This is a genomic window from Proteus sp. G2673 (assembly GCF_009915125.1).
Lineage (GTDB): Bacteria > Pseudomonadota > Gammaproteobacteria > Enterobacterales > Enterobacteriaceae > Proteus > Proteus penneri.
Genome location: NZ_JAABLT010000020.1, coordinates 1 through 19,150 on the forward strand (window position 1 = coordinate 1; position 19,150 = coordinate 19,150).

At 36.7% G+C, this 19,150-nt stretch carries 16 protein-coding genes and 1 rRNA gene; 3 read left to right on the forward strand and 14 right to left on the reverse strand.

Annotated features, from left to right (window positions below; genetic code table 11):
• On the reverse strand, positions 1–184 hold a 184-nt coding region (locus GWI59_RS17550), incomplete at its 3' end, for a hypothetical protein (RefSeq protein WP_237611798.1).
• Positions 185–264: 80 nt separating this feature from the next.
• Here GWI59_RS17550 and rrf point away from each other — a divergent pair.
• Positions 265–380: ribosomal RNA gene (gene rrf / locus GWI59_RS10075) — 5S ribosomal RNA — on the forward strand.
• A 219-nt stretch (positions 381–599) separates the two neighbouring features.
• On the opposite strand, the gene GWI59_RS10080 is transcribed toward rrf, so the two are convergent.
• The 4 genes from GWI59_RS10080 to GWI59_RS10095 form a co-directional block, all read right to left on the reverse strand.
• The gene (locus GWI59_RS10080; protein ID WP_072062976.1) at positions 600–947 is read right to left on the reverse strand and encodes a YfiM family lipoprotein; all 348 of its coding nucleotides are present in this window, start codon (positions 945–947) and stop codon (positions 600–602) included.
• Positions 948–1,087: 140 nt separating this feature from the next.
• The gene (pssA, locus tag GWI59_RS10085) at positions 1,088–2,446 is read right to left on the reverse strand and encodes a CDP-diacylglycerol--serine O-phosphatidyltransferase (RefSeq protein ID WP_109400636.1); all 1,359 of its coding nucleotides are present in this window, start codon (positions 2,444–2,446) and stop codon (positions 1,088–1,090) included.
• Positions 2,447–2,624: 178 nt separating this feature from the next.
• Entirely contained in the window at positions 2,625–5,294 is a 2,670-nt protein-coding gene (locus GWI59_RS10090; RefSeq protein WP_161724575.1) for a bifunctional acetate--CoA ligase family protein/GNAT family N-acetyltransferase, read from the reverse strand.
• A 28-nt stretch (positions 5,295–5,322) separates the two neighbouring features.
• Positions 5,323–6,024, reverse strand: coding sequence for a tRNA-uridine aminocarboxypropyltransferase (locus tag GWI59_RS10095; protein WP_161724578.1), 702 nt, complete (start codon positions 6,022–6,024; stop codon positions 5,323–5,325).
• 142 nt (positions 6,025–6,166) lie between these two features.
• Here GWI59_RS10095 and GWI59_RS10100 point away from each other — a divergent pair, with 142 nt between their 5' ends.
• Positions 6,167–7,225, forward strand: coding sequence for a hypothetical protein (locus GWI59_RS10100; protein ID WP_161724581.1), 1,059 nt, complete (start codon positions 6,167–6,169; stop codon positions 7,223–7,225).
• 158 nt (positions 7,226–7,383) lie between these two features.
• On the forward strand, positions 7,384–8,487 hold the full coding sequence (locus tag GWI59_RS10105) for a tRNA/rRNA methyltransferase (protein WP_006537771.1): 1,104 nt from the start codon (positions 7,384–7,386) through the stop codon (positions 8,485–8,487).
• 94 nt (positions 8,488–8,581) lie between these two features.
• Here GWI59_RS10105 and emrB read toward each other — a convergent pair whose 3' ends face one another.
• From emrB to GWI59_RS10150, 9 genes are all read right to left on the reverse strand, one after another.
• Positions 8,582–10,099, reverse strand: a complete 1,518-nt coding sequence (emrB, locus tag GWI59_RS10110; protein WP_161724583.1) for a multidrug efflux MFS transporter permease subunit EmrB — start codon at positions 10,097–10,099, stop codon at positions 8,582–8,584.
• A 15-nt stretch (positions 10,100–10,114) separates the two neighbouring features.
• Positions 10,115–11,293 (reverse strand): multidrug efflux MFS transporter periplasmic adaptor subunit EmrA, encoded by a 1,179-nt coding sequence (gene emrA / locus GWI59_RS10115; protein WP_161724586.1) that lies wholly within the window; start codon positions 11,291–11,293, stop codon positions 10,115–10,117.
• A 192-nt stretch (positions 11,294–11,485) separates the two neighbouring features.
• Positions 11,486–12,013 carry a transcriptional repressor MprA gene (gene mprA, locus GWI59_RS10120; RefSeq protein ID WP_006537766.1) on the reverse strand — a complete coding sequence of 176 codons (528 nt, stop codon included), beginning with the start codon at positions 12,011–12,013 and terminating at the stop codon, positions 11,486–11,488.
• Positions 12,014–12,505: 492 nt separating this feature from the next.
• Positions 12,506–13,714 (reverse strand): MFS transporter, encoded by a 1,209-nt coding sequence (locus tag GWI59_RS10125; protein ID WP_006537765.1) that lies wholly within the window; start codon positions 13,712–13,714, stop codon positions 12,506–12,508.
• A 168-nt stretch (positions 13,715–13,882) separates the two neighbouring features.
• On the reverse strand, positions 13,883–14,290 hold the full coding sequence (locus tag GWI59_RS10130; RefSeq protein ID WP_109847436.1) for a hypothetical protein: 408 nt from the start codon (positions 14,288–14,290) through the stop codon (positions 13,883–13,885).
• Positions 14,271–15,632 (reverse strand): phosphatase PAP2/dual specificity phosphatase family protein, encoded by a 1,362-nt coding sequence (locus GWI59_RS10135; RefSeq protein WP_115065155.1) that lies wholly within the window; start codon positions 15,630–15,632, stop codon positions 14,271–14,273. The genes GWI59_RS10130 and GWI59_RS10135 overlap by 20 nt, the downstream gene beginning before the upstream one ends.
• A gap of 100 nt (positions 15,633–15,732) precedes the next feature.
• A complete protein-coding gene (locus GWI59_RS10140; protein ID WP_109847438.1) occupies positions 15,733–17,502 on the reverse strand; it encodes a bifunctional alpha/beta hydrolase/class I SAM-dependent methyltransferase in 1,770 nt (589 codons plus the stop codon).
• Positions 17,499–18,134, reverse strand: a complete 636-nt coding sequence (locus tag GWI59_RS10145) for a CDP-alcohol phosphatidyltransferase family protein (RefSeq protein WP_161671348.1) — start codon at positions 18,132–18,134, stop codon at positions 17,499–17,501. Before GWI59_RS10145 ends, GWI59_RS10140 begins: the two co-directional genes overlap by 4 nt.
• A 531-nt stretch (positions 18,135–18,665) precedes the next feature.
• Positions 18,666–19,016 (reverse strand): hypothetical protein, encoded by a 351-nt coding sequence (locus tag GWI59_RS10150; RefSeq protein WP_006537757.1) that lies wholly within the window; start codon positions 19,014–19,016, stop codon positions 18,666–18,668.
• Between the last annotated feature and the right edge of the window lie 134 nt (positions 19,017–19,150).

The following is a 19,150-nucleotide window of genomic DNA, read 5'->3' on the forward strand; positions in this document are numbered from 1 at the left end:
AAGCGTAGCGATACGTTGAGCTAACCAGTACTAATGAACCGTGAGGCTTAACCTGACAACACCAAAGGTGTTTTGTCTGAGAGACAAAGATTAGTGAAGTAAGCTTGTTTAAGATTGAATATTGCTGGCGACTGACCGAAAGGAAAGAAGCGGGTAATAAAATCGACCAGTTTGTCTGGAACAAACTGGAACAGTGCGGAGCACTGGCCCCAAAGGGGTGAGTCTCAGGAAGAGACGAATAATTAAAGAATTTGAAGAATTCTGCTTGGCGGCCATAGCGCAGCGGTCCCACCTGATCCCATGCCGAACTCAGAAGTGAAACGTTGTAGCGCCGATGGTAGTGTGGGGTCTCCCCATGTGAGAGTAGGGAACTGCCAGGCATTAATTAAGACGAGAAAGCCAACCCAATGGGTTGGCTTTTTTGCGTTTGGGGGTTTTTAAACAGATCAATAAAACAAATCCACATTCAAGGTTTGATATTTTTAATCATTACTCTTGGACTTATAACCCATAATGTTTCGATATTAATATTATATTGCTGACTCATCATATCTTAAAGGAATACAGAATAGTTGTTCTATTATGAATACTATTTTGTGTTACTTTAATTGCTGATAAAGCAATGAACCCGCTACTGCCCCAGCAACATCGTAAGCAAAATCATGCCAGCTCCAACCAGTACCTTCAGGACGACTATCATAAAGCTCTTTTGCTACCCCTAAACTAATCGAAAACGAGAGCCCAATTAATAATCCCTCTCTATGACCATATTTTTGATGATCTGTATACGCATTTGCTCCCGCAGAGGCTGCCATAGAAAATAAGAAATGTTGAGCTTTATCTTTGCCTTGCCAATTATCATTGGCAAAATGAAATGATGTGCACCCATTTAAAGTCATTATTGATAATAAAATAATCAGAGAGCAATATTTGAGCTTTAATTTCATAAAAAATAAAAGCCTTTTCATTGATAAGAGTGTTTTTAATATAGAAGATTATTAAAGATAAAGGTTGATTTGAGAAAACAATATTATTAAACAAAAAAGCCTTGCTGTAATTTAGCAAGGCTTATCGAATGAAGCATTGGTTAAAGTATACGGCTAATTAATCTATCAACACGAATACGTCGTAACCGCTTGATTAATTTTTTCACTTTAAGTGGGTAAAGCTTAATACTTTCTAGCTCTTGGTAGTGTTTTACAATACGTGTTTTTTGGCGAATACAATCTAGCTCTTTATGCCGTTGTTCATGCAATTCATGTTTAGGATCATGAATTAATATCGCATTTTCTAAATCTAATCCCCATGCTCGTGGGTTAAGATTATTACCTGTAATCAATTGCCAATTATCATCAACCCACATACCTTTTAAGTGATAGGTATTATCACCGTCTTTCCAGAGCCTTACTGTTAATTGGTCATTATCAATAAACCGCTGGAAACGCTGGGTAAATTTACGCAGATTGATCTCATAGAGATAAGGTAGGGCTCCAATAATTTTAAACGGCTCTTCAGGTGGAATATAAAAGTCATTTGCCGTTTTATCACCAATAATAATTTCGACTTGTTTGCCATTTCTTAATAAATGGCTGATTTGACGAACAAGGATCGCTGGTAAATTAAAATAAGGTGTGCAAATAACTAATTTTTCTTCTGTAGAAGCCATTAGGTGAGAAATGGTCTTATTTAAGATATTTTTCTTACCTAAACCTACTAAAGGCGTGACGGCTAATTCATGATTAGAAGCATTGGTTTTAATATCATAGCCATCACGCGTGCGTAAATTAAAACGAAATTGACGTATGCAATTTTTTATTTCAGCACAACGAACTCTATCTTTGATATCAAGACGTTGAATAGCTTCAGATTGCAGAAGATCGTCCACAATAAACTGTTTCATTGTGGTTGCTAATTCACTATTTTGAATAATATGATATCGGTCATAGCGATATTTATCTAGCTTATGCAAATACACATTATTAATGCTTGCACCACTATAAATAACCGTATCATCAAAGATAAAGCCTTTAAGGTGTAATACACCTAGCGCTTCACGAGTATTAACAGGTATCCCATAAATAGGGAGCTCTATATCAGGATGCTGTTGTGCAACATGGTAATACCAATCTGCATTTGTCGCATCAGCAGAGACACCAATTCGCCCACGTTGAGCTCTGTGCCAGTCAACAATAACGGTAATGGATAATTCAGGACGTTGTTGTTTTGCGGTGTAAAGCGCATCAAGGATCTCTTCACCGGCCTCATCGTGCTCTAGGTAAAGAGCTGTAATAAAGATCTCTTTTTGGGCTTGAGCAATATATTTCAATAAGGTGCTGCGAAACGCGGATGTTTGATAAAGCGTTTCAACATCAGCAACTGACTGAGCTAATTTAGGCAGTTGTGCAAGGTGTTGTTGATGCTTAGCAAGTTTTAGTTTAGACAACATCACAGTGCTTAATTCTCTTGTTTATGATGGCAGATGGAGCCATCGTCCATGTGGATTTTCTTTAACCGATCTACTGATCATAACATTAGTTATATGGGATGTACGCATAAAATCATCATATATAGCTAATTTATCAAAGGATGCGTGAACAATCACATAAAGAAACTTTCTTTTATGATTATAGCATTAGGCTATTTTTTGATGGTTCAAGCTGCAAATCAAGATTGACTATTCCTTCATCAAATTGTACTTCAACAGAAAACCCTAGTTTTTTTGCTAAACTTATCATGTTGCGATTTTCAGGCATGGTTATTGCGGTTAAACGTTTAATGCCATGTTCTCTAGTATAGTTAATAAGTTTAGTCATAAGTTGATGGCCTAAGGTATTTCCTTTTAAATCAGAACGTACAAGGATAGCAAATTCTGCATGTTGATTATCTGGATCTGCCATTGCGCGGGCAACACCAATGATTTCAGGTTGATCTTCAGGATTTCGGATTGCGACAAAAGCCATTTCTCGATCGTAATCAATTTGCGTCATATTCGCGAGATCGTCATGAGTAAATTCACTTATCTCACTAAAATAACGATAGTAAAGATCTTCTTTTGTCACTTGATTAATAAACGTTTTTAGTAGAGGTTCGTCCTCAGGCAAAATAGGGCGAATAAAACAAGGATTGCTATCTCTTAAATAAAATGTTTCTTCTAATTCATTAGGATAAGGGCGGATAGAGAGCCTTTGGTGAGGATCACCTTGCAGTGGAGCTAACTCCATTGCAACATCTAATAGTGTAAAATCATTACCAGAAGCCAGTAATGGGTGAATATCTAGCCTAACTATTTGTGGACAATCTAAAAGTAGGTGAGAAACCTGTACCAAAAAATGGCTTAAACTTAAGATATTTAGAGGCTGTAAAGCACTTCTTGGCTGTATCTTTCCGCTTTTTATTGCATTAATAACCAGATAGCGAGCAAGCGCCATATTAAGAGGTGGCAAAGCAACTGCGGCTTTCGTTTCTATTTGCCACTCAACTCCCCCTTCACCTAATACAATTAATGGGCCAAAAATCGGATCTTGCTCTATTGCGACTCGTAGTTCTTGAGAGCCTGCTCGATTTGCCATACTTTGCACTAATAAACCCTGAATTTGAGCCTCAGGGTAGAGTTCGGTTACTCGTTCAATAATGGCATGGGCCGCTGATGAAACTTCAGTGCTGTCACGTAGGTAAAGCATGACACCTTGTACTTCAGATTTATGAGGAATATCAGGAGAACGTAATTTTAGTGCAACGGGATAGCCAATTTTTTCCGCTATATTTACAGCTTCTTGTGCATTATGAGCAATCCAAGTAGGAAGTGTATTAAAACCGTAAGCGTCCATAATGGGCTGAACTTGGTGTGTATCTAATCGATATTGCTTATTTTTTAATGCTTCTTCAATGCAACGATGTGCTTGTTGCGTATTCATTTTGACATCTAAAGGTAATGCTGGCGTTTCTTTTAATTGTTTCTGATTTCGACGATATTCCACCATATGCATAAATGCGGTGACGGCACCTTCGGGTGTTCGGTAGGTTGGAATTCCTGCTTCACTAAATAATTTACGCGATTGCTGAGATGAATATTCTCCACCCCAGTTAGTAAAAACGGTGAGCCATTTTCGTCTAGGATGCTGATTAATTGCTGCTATGACGCGTTGTGCTGTTTCAATACTAGGTGCAATAGCACTTGGGGTATGAATAAGTAATAAAGCGTCATGATCATGACTATCTAATAAGCAATTGAGCGTTGCAATATAGCGATCAACGGTTGTATCATCACCTAAGTTTAGTGGGTTACGAATGCTATTTTCTTCTTGAATAACCATTTGTAGTTTTTGCGTTGTTTCATCTGTCAGTTTCGCCAGCTTGCCTGAATGCAAAAATAACTCATCTATCGCCATGGCCGCAGGCGCAGAGCCATTGCTCATAATCATCAATCTTTCGCCTTTTAAAGGCGTCATATAGCTAAGTGTTTCAACGGCAGAAAACATTTCATGGGTATCTTGTACTCGTAATAACCCCGCACGTTGAAAAGCAGCATCATAAGCGACGTCATAACTCGGTGTATCGCCTAATAACAGTTGAGCTTTTTGAGTACGACCGCTTTTTATCACCAAAATCGGTTTGTTACGCGAAGCACTACGAGATGCCGACATAAAACGTCGTGCATCTTTGATATGTTCGAGGTGCAATAAAATAGCGCTGGTTTTACTGTCTCTTGCTAGAAAATCTAATAAATCATCAACTTGGATATTTTGGTTATCACCTAACGCAATAAAATAGGAAAAACCAATATTACGATAATAAGCCCAATCTAAAATCGTATTGGCGACAGCCGCTGATTGAGAAATAAACGCCAACTTTCCTTTTTTAACTGGCAGAGGTGAAAAGCTGGCATTTAAACCTTGCCACGGCGCTAAAAGCCCCAAGCTATTTGGGCCAAGTAAGCGGATATGATATTGCTGGCAAAGTAATTTTATTGGTTGAAATTGTTCAGATTGTGCGGAAAGCACAATAACGGCTTTACAACCTGATTCACCTAATTGTTTTAGTAGCTCAAGGTTGCGGCGATGATGTGTACAAATAATCGCGAGATCAGGGATCTGAGGTAATTTATCAATAGAAGGATAAGTAAAAACACCAGAAACAGAGCCACGAGAGGGATTAATCGGAAATACTGGACCATTAAACCCGCCACTGAGCAGGTTTCTCATCATTGTTGTTCCTGCTCGACCCAATTTTTCAGAGGCACCGATCACTGCAATAGATTTAGGACGTAATAGTGCTTCAAGACCTCGTTGGCTCATATTCACTCCAGCGTTTCATTATCAACTGCTATTCAATGTAGCTGATTTGCTCTTCTTTTGCCTGACTTCGGTCTGGTTTTCCAAGTAAATATTGTTGACGAAAGTAACTAAAATGAGAAAAAAGTTGTTGTGAAGCTTGAATATCGCCGACATTCTCTAAAATAGAAGCCACAACTTCTGCAGTACAATGTTGATCCTCTCTTGCTGCTTGGCGAAGTACATAGTCACATTGGCTGGCTTCGTTTAAAGATAAGATGGGCAGAGCATCAAGATAGGGGCTTTTGCGAAACATTTTTCGTGCTTCACTCCAAGTACCATCAAGAAGGATAAATAAAGGTGGCTTGCTATTTGCAGGGAGTTGGTTGTATACAATACGTTCTTTTGATGCATAGCTTTCAGGGAATACAACATAAGCTTGCCTATCTGGTGTATTGATTAGATCAAGCAAGGCCTGTTCTGGAGTCGTTCGGGACCATAAAAAAGCCTGTGTGTCTGGTAATACATCGGCAATTAATTTCCCCGTATTACTTGGCTTCATCACTTCAGTATCATACATCAATAAACAGAATTGACTTTTTGCTGGTTGATTGACAATCGTATCACAAAGACACTGTTTTTCTGGTAATAAGCAAAAAGTGCAACGTTTTGTACGAAAACCTCGCGCTTTAAAAGGACGAGTTGAAATTGAAAGTCGATATTGACGAAGTCGAGAGACTGCATTGTCACGCATAACAGATTGACCAATACTGATAAAAAAGAATCGAATATTATCATGATACCCAAAGGTCTACTATCAGTTGTTTTTTTTATGAAAGTTAATTTATAGGATGGTAATAGGATTATTATTATTATTTAATAAGTTGTGGTGACATATGAATATAACGCCAATCTCTTTTATAGCGAATCAACAGAGTATTAACGATAATGAAATTCAAAAGCTATTTGATAGCTTTGGTATTAAACTTTGTAATATTAATATTGCTAAAAGTCAAATAGATAAACTCGCTGATTCAATAAGAAATGGAAGTTCAAAAGATTTAGAATATTTAGTCAATATCATGTTTCATGAAAATAAAGAAATAAGCTTATATGCCACTAATCAACTCTATTTAATTTATTCAAAATTAAATAATTCAATAAGAGGTGATATTAAAGAATTTATTAAATCACTCTATGAAATAAAAGTAAGAGACGATAAAGAATATTTCAAAGAGCGACCTTTATTAAGCGCCATGGCTTGTGGGGATGCGATTGCTGGGCAACAGGGAAAAGGGAATAATGTTTTTATCTCAGCGATTGATAATTATTTAAATATAGAATCTACTAAAAGCGTGTTTGCTAATAATGCTGAAAGCGTAAGTAGCAGTAATCGTTATATCTCTGCATCAGAATTACAGTCTTGGGTTTCACTTCAATCCTATCAATGTGATATTGGTCACTATGAAACAATACTTAATAAAATAGAAAAGAATAATAAATCTGATGAGTTAAAAAATCATGTGGTTTTAGTCAACGGTAACCATTGGGTTGCTTTATTTACTTATAAAAATAGCTGTTTTTTATGTGATTCATTATCTTCAAACAAAGAAGATAATGATGAACGTCATAAATTATTATCTAGACTAAAAGAAAAAGGATTTAATACCTTTAATATAGAAGATAACTTACAAAAAAATGTGCCTAATGGCTGTGGTCTTTTTGCGCTTAATTATATTGATAGTTTACAAAATGAATTAAATAACTTAAATAATGGAAAAGAAACTGATTTAACATCCACAATAGAAACGGTATTACACAATACAGGGAAAAATTTTCTTAACCTGAGTGATGAAGAGCAAACTACATTTAATCATGATTTTAGGAAAACATTAATCATGGATACACTTTTTAATTTTTTAAATCTAGTAATGAATAGCTCTCTTACATATTGATATACCGATTGTTTTTTATTGAGAAAAAGTTAAATCTAATTTTATTTTTAAAGTGAGAGTTTTTTGATATAGGTTTATCTCTTACTCTGCGTGATTCTCTCGGTGACAGTTGCTAAACTATCATGTAATCTGCGCCCCTATTGCAGTTGGAGAGACAAATGAACGATTCTTATGAAGGTAAAAACGGCAAAGTAAAAGTGATGTATGTCCGTAGTGAGGACAATGCCGAAAATAAACCTAAAAAACCATCCCGCCGTCCTGAAAATGGTCGTGGTGATAACCGTAACGACAAAAATCGTGATAATAGACGTGGTGATAACAAATTTTCTCGTCGCGATGACCGCGGTGCAGCAGGTAAGCCTTCAGGGCGTGGCGCATCACGTAATGAATCAAAACCTTCTCGCGATAGCGAAGGCGGAAGTTTTTCTCCATGGAAAACGGTTTCTCGCCCTGCTGGTGAAGAGGCAATTAAAGAGCACGATGGCATTACTGGTAAGAGCCAAATCGATCCAGAACAGCTACGTCGCCAGCGTTTAGAAGAAACTCGCATTTATGGTGAAAATGCCTGTCAGGCAATGTTTAAAAATCGTCCTGACGCGATTGTTCGTGCTTGGTTTTTACAAGATGTGACACCACGCTTTCGTGATGCACTAAAATGGATGGCTGCAAATCGTAAAGCCTATCACGTTGTTGAAGAAGAAGAGATGGTCAAAGCCGCCCGTACCGATCACCATGGTGGTGTATGCTTCTTAATTAAAAAACGTGTCGGTCATGATGCAGAAACTTATCTGAAAGATGCACCTGAACATGATTGCGTATTAGCACTTGAAGATGTGGGGAATCCACATAACGTAGGTGCAATTATGCGTAGTTGTGCGCATTTTGGTGTGAAAGGGGTTATTTCTCCTGATTCTGCTGTATTAGAATCTGGTGCGGCTGTTCGTACCGCAGAAGGTGGCGCTGAATATATCCAAGGTATTGATGCTGATAATTTTGCTCAAACTTTAGATAAATTTAAAAAGGCGGGTTATACACTTGTGGCAACATCAAGCCATAAAGGCAGTGTGCCATTATCAAAAGCACAATTACCAGCGAAAATGGTACTTATCTTAGGTCAAGAGAAAGATGGCTTAAGTGAAAGCACTTTAAATCAAGGTGATATGAGCATTTACATCGGTGGTACTGGACACGTTGAAAGCTTAAACGTTTCTGTAGCTTCAGGTGTATTATTAGCAGAATGGTGGCGTCAGCACCAAGGCTAATTGCTTTATAGTGTTAAATAAAAAATGATAAAAAACCGCTTAATCATTGTGATTTAAGCGGTTTTTTTTATGTATAAGATCTACGTGAATTGCGTTATTTTCCTGGAGAGAATGGCGGTTTAGCAAACCAAACCACGATCATCATGATAAGGAAAATACCTGCAGCTAACCAGAAAATCTCATTGGCTGAAATAATTAATCCTTGTTCTGTAATGGTTTTCGCTAAATAGGCCGATGCCTGTTCATTTGAAAGACCAAGATCATTCATTTGCTGGAATGCCATTTGTGAATCAGGATCAAGTGGATTAATTTTTTCTACAAAGGTTTCATGGTGAAGTGATTCTCTTTGTGTCCAAATTGTCGTAGTTAACGATGCACCAATTGCCCCTGCCAATGTTCTTAAGAAATTTGAAAGACTTGACGCAGATGCCATTTTTTCTGGGGGTAATCCAGATAATGTCATTGTTGTTAACGGCATAAAGAAACATGCAACCGCTAAGCCTTGCCAAAATTGAGGCCATGCCACAGTGGCAAAATCCATTCCTGGTTCGAAGGTATAAGCTCGCCAATAAAAACACACAGAAAATATAATAAAGCTGAAGCTGATGATATAGCGTAAATCTACTTTACCACCAAACTTGCCTATAATCGGTGTGATAATTAAAGGCAATAAACCTACCGATGCAGATGCTAATCCAGCCCATGTTGCTGTATAGCCAAAGACTTCTTGTAAAAGTAGTGGCAGTAAAACAATGGTACCAAAATAGATCATATAGGCGAGACTGAGCGTGACACAACCAATGGTAAAGTTTCGGCTCTTAAAGAGTGAAAGGTCTATCACCGGATGGTCGTCTGTTAACTCCCAAGCAATTAAGAAACTAAGTGCAACCACCGCCACAATGGTGAGGACTATAATTTCTGTTGAGTTAAACCAATCAAGCTCTTTACCCTGATCGAGCATGATTTGTAAAGCACCTATACCAATCACAAGTAAAACAAGACCAATGGTATCAATTGGTTTAATTTCGGTTTTTGTTTCTCGCCCAGCTAATGTGTTTGATATACACATAATAATCAACACACCAAATGGGACATTAATAAAGAATATCCATCCCCAGTGATAGTTATCGCTGATATAGCCACCTAAAATAGGTCCTAAAATCGGTGCAACAACTATGGTTACTGACCATAGTGCAAGTGCCATATTTCGTTTTGCTGGTGGATAGTTATTCAATAACAGACTTTGTGATAAAGGAATAAGCGGTCCGGCAACTAAACCTTGAAGCACACGAAAGAAAATCAGCATTTCAAGGCTTTGTGAAATACCACAAAGCCATGAGGTTAACGCAAAAAGTGCCGTTGACCACATAAAGAGTCGAACTTCACCAATACGTTTTGCTAACCAACCTGTAATTGGGATAGAAATAGCATTTGCTACACCAAAAGAGGTAATAACCCAAGTCCCCTGTGAGTTAGAGGCACCTAAGTTTCCTGCAATAGTTGGAATGGCTACGTTAGCGATTGTAGAATCGAGAACTTGCATAAAGGTGGCCAACGCAAGAGCGATGGTCATTAAGGCAAGTTTTCCTCCTTGTAATGGCTCTTTAATCACCTTTACACCTCGCCTTTATTGTCCCGCATTCTGTTCAATAATTTCATTGATCAGTTTATTAATCGCTGACATATCAATAGTTAATGCATCAGTATGATAAGCAGGTACTTGGCGTTCACTGTGTGATAATACTTTTCCATCGAGGTTAATTGTATCAACGGTTACTTCAGAAGAAAGACCAATACGCAGTGGTTTTTCCGCTAACTCTTTTTCATCTAATGAAATACGAACAGGTAAGCGCTGAACAACTTTTATCCAGTTACCACTGGCATTTTGAGCAGGTAATAATGAGAAAGCACTCCCAGTTCCCATATCTAAACCTAATACAGTGCCATGATAAATCACTTTTTTACCATAAAAGTCAGTTGTAATTTTGGCTGGTTGGCCGATACGCATATTAGCGAGCTGAGTTTCTTTAAAATTGGCATCAATCCACATACCTGTTACGGGAACAATAGCCATTAAAGGTTTACCCGGTGCGACTTGTGCACCTACTTGAACGCTACGACGTGAAACATAGCCATCTGTTGGACTTAAAATTTTAGTACGTTCTAAAGCGAGCCATGCATTACGAACATCGGTTGATGCTTGTAAAACGGAAGGTTGCTGTGCAATTGGTGTATTTAAGATAATTGCCTGATTAGCATTATATTGCTCTCTTGCAACTTCTAAAGCAGCCTTTGCAGTGGAAACAGCTTCTCTGGCGTGTTGAAGTTCTTCTTTACCAATCACATTGCGTTCGCCTAAAACTTCACGGCGACGAAGATCATTTTGTAATTTAGTGAGCTCTGTTTCGCGCAAAACGATGTTTGCTTTTAATTGGCGACCGTTGATGATTTGTTGATGCATTTGGCGAACACTATTCGCTAATGCTGTTTTTGCTTTTTCTAATGCCAGTTTTTCATCACTTGAATCTAATAAAACTAAGGGGTCTCCCGCTTTTACAAAATCGGTGTTATCCACATAAACAGTGGTAACAGAACCAGAAATCTGAGGCATTACCATGATTTGATTACCAGTCACATAAGCATTATCTGTCGTTTCATGATGCCTTAGCACCATAAACCAATAAGCTGTGTAAGCTATGCCAGCAACAATAAATAAGATAGTTAGAAACAGTAGAACATTTCGGCGAGTTCGTTTTTTATTGCGAATGGGAGCCTGAGGGGGGGTATTTTCCTCATTAACACTCATTTAGAAGATCTCCATAAAACCAGAAAAACATCATTAGATATGTTTCCAGTATTAAAACTGGAAACATAATTATAAAGTCAATCTTAGAATAATTATTAGCGTGAGGATAAATTATAAATGCTAATGGGTAAGTATGTTTGCCGATTTATGGCTTAAATAGGATTAGATCAATAAAACTATCTATTATGCTACTTATTCACAAGCCTTTTCAGCCAAAGTATCTAATTGTAATAATAGCTTACGCATTAGCGTTTCAAGCTGTCTTTGTTCAGATTGATCTAATACAGACCAGATTTGTTTTAAACACTGATGTTGCGGTGGTAATAAGCTATTTAAAAACTCTTCACCAGCATCAGTTAAATGGAGATGTAAACAACGACGATCATTATGACTTTCACGGCGTTCAATCCAACCTTGTTTTTCAAGCTCATCAGCAATACGAGTTGCATTTGTTCTTGAAGAGCCTAAAGCCGCACTTAATTCTGATGGTTGAATACTACGATTTTCTGTCGTATCTAATATCATTAATGCCATAAATAATGTCTCGTTAATACCCTGAGACTTCAACATATTATTACGGCTTTCAAGAAGTTTGCTTTGAACATGCATAGAAAGTCGAGTTAACAAAATTTCTTGATAAGGAATATCTTTGTTAAGCGATTTCTGTTGTGTAGCGCGAGTGTTTAGTAATTCTTCTGTTGGCGTAAATGAGCTTTCCATTTTTAGACACCTTGTTAGTTTCGAAAATTAGGATAATGCTGTTATCAACATGTTAAATGGTATATTAAACACACAATTTAGCAATTTTTATTATTTATAGTCACTATGTTTTTTTGATTATGTTACCTGATTCATAAATTTTCTGAATGATAACACAAAAAAAAAGATAGGTACTTATCTCTTTGTTATAAGTTAATAAAATCAATTTATCACTTATCTGACAATGAATAGTAGTCTATTTACGAAAAAACGGATCATTTTTTACGATAAAACACGTAATAAATTTATTATCACTACCAATGGTTGTTATGTTTATGATATCGAAATGAAATTATTTATATAGTGCTTTATTGGGAAGATTGATATAATTTTCTTAATAAAGAATAGGATGATGATATACATTAATAGTAATCACGCTGTTAAAACATTCATATTTTATTCTGATTAGAGTAGGATTGAAGAAATAATATAACCCATCCTTGGGTCTGAAAATTATTCAGTGTGGATTATTGGATCATTTTTATAACCTAAAAACCAAACAATAAGACCAATAACACCAATGACTAATCCAGCGATAGAAACGCCTGTCCATCCATATTGATGATAAGCATAGCCCGATAGTAAAGATCCTAATGCACCACCGATAAAATAGCTTGTCATATAAGCGGCAGTTAGGCGGTTTCTAGCATCCGGTAAAATACGATATATGGTACTCTGATTGGTGACATGAACACCTTGAACCGCTAAGTCTAGCAGGACAACGCCAATAATAAAGCTGATGAGCCCAATCCAGTGATAATAAGGTGCAATAACGATAAAACCCCAAGAAAGAAAGAGGATGACTAATCCCACGGTAGTCGTTTTCTTGCCTTTTCCTTTATCAACTAATACACCCGCTTTACCCGCCATCAATGCACCTGCGGCGCCTACAAGACCAAATAAACCAATCACAGCATCTGAGTAATTAAAAGGATCAGAAGCCAATAAAAAAGCCATTGAAGTCCATAATAAACCAAAGTGAGCAAAAATAAGTGCACCAACTAATGAGCGAGTCCTTAACACGGGCGTTGTTGCAAATAATTTGAAAATAGAGCCTAGCAATTGGAAATAATTTAAGTCAGTTTCACTTTTATAAGTGGGTAAACAGCGCCATAAAGTGATCGCTAAAATGGCCAGAAAAATACTTGCCACCCAGAAAATACCCTGCCAATTAGTAAATGATGCCATTAACCCAGATGCAGTTCTCGCCAGTAAGATCCCGAGTAAAAGACCACTCATAATCGTTCCGACGGCTTTTCCTCTTTGATGTGGCGCGGCAAGCGTAGCAGCAAAAGGAACAAGAATTTGAGCCACAACGGAGAACATACCTGAGAGCGCCGTTCCTATTAACATCACCCAAATATTAGATGCCATAGCGGTAATCAATAGACCACTCGCTGAAATTAATGTCATGGTAATAATGAGTGAGCGACGTTCAAAAATATCGCCAAGAGGTACTAATAACATTAACCCTATGGCATAACTGAATTGCGCTGTAGTGACAATAAATCCGGCCAAAGTAGCCGATATGTGGAAATAGTTTGCGATTGAATCAAGCAGAGGTTGTGCGTAGTAGTTACTGGCAACAACCATGCCTGTGGCAACCGCCATAAGTAAAATAAGGCCTTTGCTTAGTGATGTTTGTGGTGCGGTGTTTTCCATAATACTCATAACGAATCATTTGTAAGGTAAATGATAGTAACATGAGTCATTTTTTTGGGAAAAGAATTACTGTGATAGAAATGTTCAATTAATTTGATATAAACCTTTTATATTTAATTGTTATAACATATTGTTTTATATGCTAAATAAGGTTATTAACTGGACATTCTAATAACTAAAAAACGTAAAAAAGAGCATCGTCAAACACCATATCCATTGAACTGAAATACCAATCACGGCAAAAGAAAACAGACGTTTAGTTCCCAACCAGCGGGCTTCCATTGTCTGTTTTTTCGGGCGTTTAGGAAATAATGTAGAGAGACTTTCATCAAAGCTAATATTGTCTTGATAGCGATAAAGAGCTTGAAAAAAATGACTATCAAGCCATAAACGAAAAAGATGATATTGCGTAAATAAAAATAAAAGAGAAGCACCAAAGAATGCTAATTTATTGTGAAAGTGAAGGCTAAAAACAGGCCATGTGTTTATATAAGGTAACAGTGATAACAGCAGTAAATAACGCCAACTTTGGGTTAAAGATACAATGACTTTACCGCTAGTTTTTGTTGTCAGCATCGTTACCTCGTGATCTATTTTGTTGGAAACGTGAATACCACATTTGTAATGCCTCTTGTGTTTCTAAATTTAAAATCACTTGAGGGCGAGTTTGATACACTTGTTTTATTGCGTCTTGCAGAGTATTTACTGTGCCATTATAAACGAGCCATGCAACCGCAATAGTTGCACTGCGTGAATAGCCTAATTTGCAATGAATATAAACAGTACCTGCTTGATTGAGTTGCTCCATTGATAACATTGCTTTGTTAATATCATCTGGAGATAAAGGTAATAAATCAATTTGAGGCTGTGCTAAATAAAGTTTATTTTGACTAAACTTATTTCTTGGCCATTCACAAGTTAAATCAAAAACAGCGTTCGCTTTTAATTTATAAAGAGGGCGTCCACCTAATAAAATACCTTCAGTGACTAAACTCGGTGTTTGGCACTGTTTTAAATAATAACGATAAGTACACCACGCAAAGAAGCGATAAGGTAATAGGATTATCTGTGCAGAAAGAGGGACTTCACCCTGCGCATTTTTTTGAAAAATAGAAGCTCCAGCACCTAAATAGCCTAACGTTACAAAAGTTAATGTGATTGCTGGCCATAGAAAGATCCAAAAGAATCCTTGCAAACCAAAAGATAACAGATAAAACACCATTGCGGATAACGCATAGTTTTTACCAATACGCAAACTATGTTTGCTACCAGTAAAATGCCATTTCCAACGCGAATTTATTGGTAATAAATAGCAAATAAATACGCCGACACCAAAACCCGTAATAATATCAATAAAGTGATGTTGCCACGTTGTTAGTACAGACACAGCAATAAGCAATGACCATAAATTTAAAAGCCATTGCCATGATTTTGGCGTATGAGCACGGAAACGTAACCAAATAATCCACAATAAAATAATATGTAAAGAAGGGGCTTGGTTATAAGGTAAATCGAAACCCTCTAATTGGGTAAATAACCAGCCAGAAACCCCTTCTGTTGTTGGGCGAATAAAGCTAAATTTTAAAGGGAATAATAAAAAACCAGCACAAGCAATAAGCGAGGCAACAATTAAACGTAGCCCATGTATAAATTGTTCTTTTAGCGTTGTACAAATAATCAGTGAAATACCATAGGCAATATTTACACTCCAATAAGGAATGATTGTCCAGGGTAAAAAGGGGATTGCTTTTTCCCACGAATAAACAAAAGAAGGAACATCAGATAAAGTGGAAGTATAAGTGTTAACTTGCATATAAGTTAAATAGAAAAATGGGGCAAGAAATAACAGCCATACAATACCAGCGAGCCAGATACTTTTTCTTGATGATGTTATTTGAGAGTGTTGGTTTCCCCCCATACAAAGATCCCTTTATTTGTTTATGTTTTTTTACAAGGACTTAAAGCTACCGCTATACAGTGACATATAGTGATAGCCCTGTTATTGGTAGTGTATTCTATTAGCGACGTTTTGCTATCGATACACTAAAAATCCCCCAATGATCAATTTGTTGATCTAACTTTTCAAATCCCGCTTCATTGACTAAAGCATCCATTTCACCTTGACTACGGCAACGCATGATCCAAGGTTGTCCGTTTTGGTGACTTGGTAATACGCGCGCAATCATTTCAAGTTGAGGGTGCCAAGGTTGACAGGTATAAATCAATAAGCCACCACTTGGAATGGCTAGCGAAAGTCCTTTTAAAGACTCTTTTAGCAGATGGTTTTCAGGGAATAATTCATAAAGTCCACTGACAATACCCAAAGTGGGTGAAGGCGAAACAGCACTCAAACTTTCTGCATCAAAAGCGTTACCTTCTTCAAAACGCACTTTGTCTTCTAAATGGCGTTCTTTAATGGCAAGTCGGCCTTGTTCAACATTAATCGGGCTATAGTCGCGCATTAAAATTGAATCGACCTTACCATAGTCATTAACCGCATCAAAAATATAACGGCCTTGTCCTGCAGCAATATCCATAATATGTACTGGCATATTATTTTGTGTTAATTGGCGAATAGCGTATCTGATCGTATTTTCAATATTGATTTTACGTTGGCGAATACCTTGCCAACCAATACTGTTTAAATATTGTTTATCAATGATACGACCAAATAAGCCTTTTCCCTGAGGTTGATTACGGTAGACATAATCCAGAGTCGATCCAGAATCAAAACCCTTATCGTAACCCAGAGCAACCCCTTCAGACGCTTTACCTAACGTGCTCATAGAACGGCTAATTAATTTATAATAAAGTTTTTTTGGACAATATTTAGGAAGAGGGGTCTGTAATGCGCGATAAACATCAGCACTATGGCTCCATATATCTTCATTTTGATAATCGTGTTGATAAAGCGGTTGTGCAAACAATGTTTCAATAAAGTGACGCATTTTATTGATGGGGATTGCTCTGTCTTTCTCGCCCAATGTATCGTGGTAAAAACCAGGTAAAACATGCTTTTCTTTAATAGAGGTATTTAAACGTTCATAGAAAAGATGTTGAGGTTTGGCGTGAACTACATGATCATTACCTGAAATAAATAATTGTGTTGGTAAAGTAATCGCACTTGCATCTTCAACCACGCGATCGGCCGTTTTATAAAGTTCTAATAAAATATTGACGGCAATAGGGCGAGTGATTAGCGAGTCTTGATTAAAAGAGTCGATACGACTTTGGTCATGGGTTAAGTATTTGGCTTTCACATATGAATTGACGTAAAAAAGGCCCCGAATTTTTTGCATTAAGGCGAGGCCGGTGCGTGCAAAAGGAACATATAACTTCACTTTAAATGCAGGAGAAGCTAACACCATACCACGGATCTTCGGGGCATAATCGTGTACCCAACCAGTAACTAAAACAGCACCGACACTTTGACCAACAACCAGAATATTCTCCATTGGAATACTATAGTTAGACGAAACGTAATGAACGAATTCGTCTATATCTTTTATTGATGTTCCCATTGATGGACTATAACCGCGAGCACCTTCATTTTTACCATGTCCACGAGCATCCCAAGCAAACATTGAAAAATCAGGAAGATCTAATTCATCAACTAGATGAGAAACACGCCCCGAATGTTCATGACCTCGGTGAAATAAAATAATTGCTTTTGATTCAGTGGTGATTTGAGCAGGCCAATGGCGATAATACAACGGTGTCTTATCGCTGGTGGTAAATTCAGACTCAATCATATTCCTTTGAGTTTGATATTGCGGTTGTTGATTCATAACGATGTATCCTTATCTTTATCTGTCATCGTTGCTTCTTTTAGTGCTCGATGAATACGGTGATAACAAGTCAACAAAAGTAATAAATTAATAATAATAAAAAGATAATGTATGTTTTCTGATAATGTCAGTGAGGGGAATATTCCGATAAAAAGCGCAATAGTACCGAAAATAAAGGCTCTATCACTTTTTCCCATGGGGCCATCATAACGACGAGACGCATGAATAGTTTGGGCAAGAACACCTAAAAACTCAGTCATTATCATTAAAAAAAGTGCCAGCATGATCCACCAGTAGGCCTGTGGAAAAATAAAAGCAAAAGGTAAATAGAGTGCAATGTCTGAAATAACATCGCTAGCTTCGTTTAATATCGCGCCAAGCGCACTTTTTTGCTTATGTTCTCGCGCAAGCATGCCATCAATGGCATTAAGCGCCATCCGAAAAAAGAGGACAAAAGGGAGTAATAAAAATAAACGAGGGGAAGGATGAAGCAAAAGTAGTCCACCAACGGCAATGGATAAGAGTAAGGCAGAAAGTGTAACTTGATTTGCGGTGATCCCTTTTTTAAATAATTGTTTTACATAAGGGCGCAATAGAGATTGAAATTTGGGTTTTAAGTCATAAATTGTCATGACGCATCCTTGTGTTCAAAAGTACGTATACTATCTCAAAATTATTGATTTATTATTAGCTGATTTTTATCTCATTGAATATCTTTATTTCAAATATTTAATTTATTTACGATTTAGCCATAAAACTAATTTCTGAAATTTACCTGATTTAATAATTATTTAGCTCTAAAAATAAAACAAAAATCAAATGCATATAATTGTAATTATCGGATTGTTCTGTATTTGTGTTTATTTTTTATTTTTAGAATGATTAATTTTTCTTTAGAAATGTGTGCGTAATTATAATTAGAGAATTAAAAGAAGGGAATGAAAATAAGGGATATTAAACACTTTATAACAGCTGATGAAGTAGTTTGATTTATTTTTAATGTATTGTTTTAAATGAGATTTAAATATAATAGGGGTATCAATAGTGTAATCAACGAGTTACAGTGGCAAGATGTTTCGAATATTATGAAAATAAAAATGAATAAACCCCATAGATATTATGGGGTTTTATTGTCATTACGAGTTCATACTCAATATATTGAATTAATAACCTTGTGATGCAGAAGTTGCAATCATTGCCATCATGGTTGTGAAGAAGAAAATAAAGAAAAGAACAGCCATAACGATACTAATAATAAAGTAAACAAAGCCAGCTCTGTTCCATGTTTCTTGCACTTTCATAAAGGTTTCAACAGAATCGTAATCACCGCTTTTCCAAGCCCATTCATTTCCTTTAATACCACAGACAAAGATCCAAACTAAGTTAAGTAAAGGAACAAGCGCTAATAATGGAAGATAGGATTTATTACCAAAACCCCAAATAATATTAAACATGAAAGCACCCCAGTTCCAACGTTTAATTTCTTCAGGTACTGGTTTGTTAGTGTAAGACACAGTTTATTCCTTATCTAAAATAATAAATATAAAAATGAGAATGCCAAAATGGCAACTGAAGAAAACGATAATCATAATTGAAGAAATGAGAGAATGAAAGACAGGTATATCTTTGCCATTAATAAAAAGAATTA

Excerpts from the sequence above, each read along its gene's own strand:
- GWI59_RS10080 (WP_072062976.1), bottom strand. The coding sequence starts at position 947 with ATGAAATTAAAGCTCAAATATTGCTCTCTGATTATTTTATTATCAATA.
- pssA (WP_109400636.1), bottom strand. The coding sequence starts at position 2,446 with ATGTTGTCTAAACTAAAACTTGCTAAGCATCAACAACACCTTGCACAA.
- mprA (WP_006537766.1), bottom strand. The coding sequence starts at position 12,013 with ATGGAAAGCTCATTTACGCCAACAGAAGAATTACTAAACACTCGCGCT.
- GWI59_RS10095 (WP_161724578.1), bottom strand. The coding sequence starts at position 6,024 with ATGCGTGACAATGCAGTCTCTCGACTTCGTCAATATCGACTTTCAATT.
- GWI59_RS10090 (WP_161724575.1), bottom strand. The coding sequence starts at position 5,294 with ATGAGCCAACGAGGTCTTGAAGCACTATTACGTCCTAAATCTATTGCA.
- emrA (WP_161724586.1), bottom strand. The coding sequence starts at position 11,293 with ATGAGTGTTAATGAGGAAAATACCCCCCCTCAGGCTCCCATTCGCAAT.
- GWI59_RS10140 (WP_109847438.1), bottom strand. The coding sequence starts at position 17,502 with ATGAATCAACAACCGCAATATCAAACTCAAAGGAATATGATTGAGTCT.
- GWI59_RS10105 (WP_006537771.1), top strand. The coding sequence starts at position 7,384 with ATGAACGATTCTTATGAAGGTAAAAACGGCAAAGTAAAAGTGATGTAT.
- GWI59_RS10145 (WP_161671348.1), bottom strand. The coding sequence starts at position 18,134 with ATGACAATTTATGACTTAAAACCCAAATTTCAATCTCTATTGCGCCCT.
- GWI59_RS10100 (WP_161724581.1), top strand. The coding sequence starts at position 6,167 with ATGAATATAACGCCAATCTCTTTTATAGCGAATCAACAGAGTATTAAC.
- GWI59_RS10130 (WP_109847436.1), bottom strand. The coding sequence starts at position 14,290 with ATGCTGACAACAAAAACTAGCGGTAAAGTCATTGTATCTTTAACCCAA.
- GWI59_RS10125 (WP_006537765.1), bottom strand. The coding sequence starts at position 13,714 with ATGGAAAACACCGCACCACAAACATCACTAAGCAAAGGCCTTATTTTA.
- GWI59_RS10135 (WP_115065155.1), bottom strand. The coding sequence starts at position 15,632 with ATGGGGGGAAACCAACACTCTCAAATAACATCATCAAGAAAAAGTATC.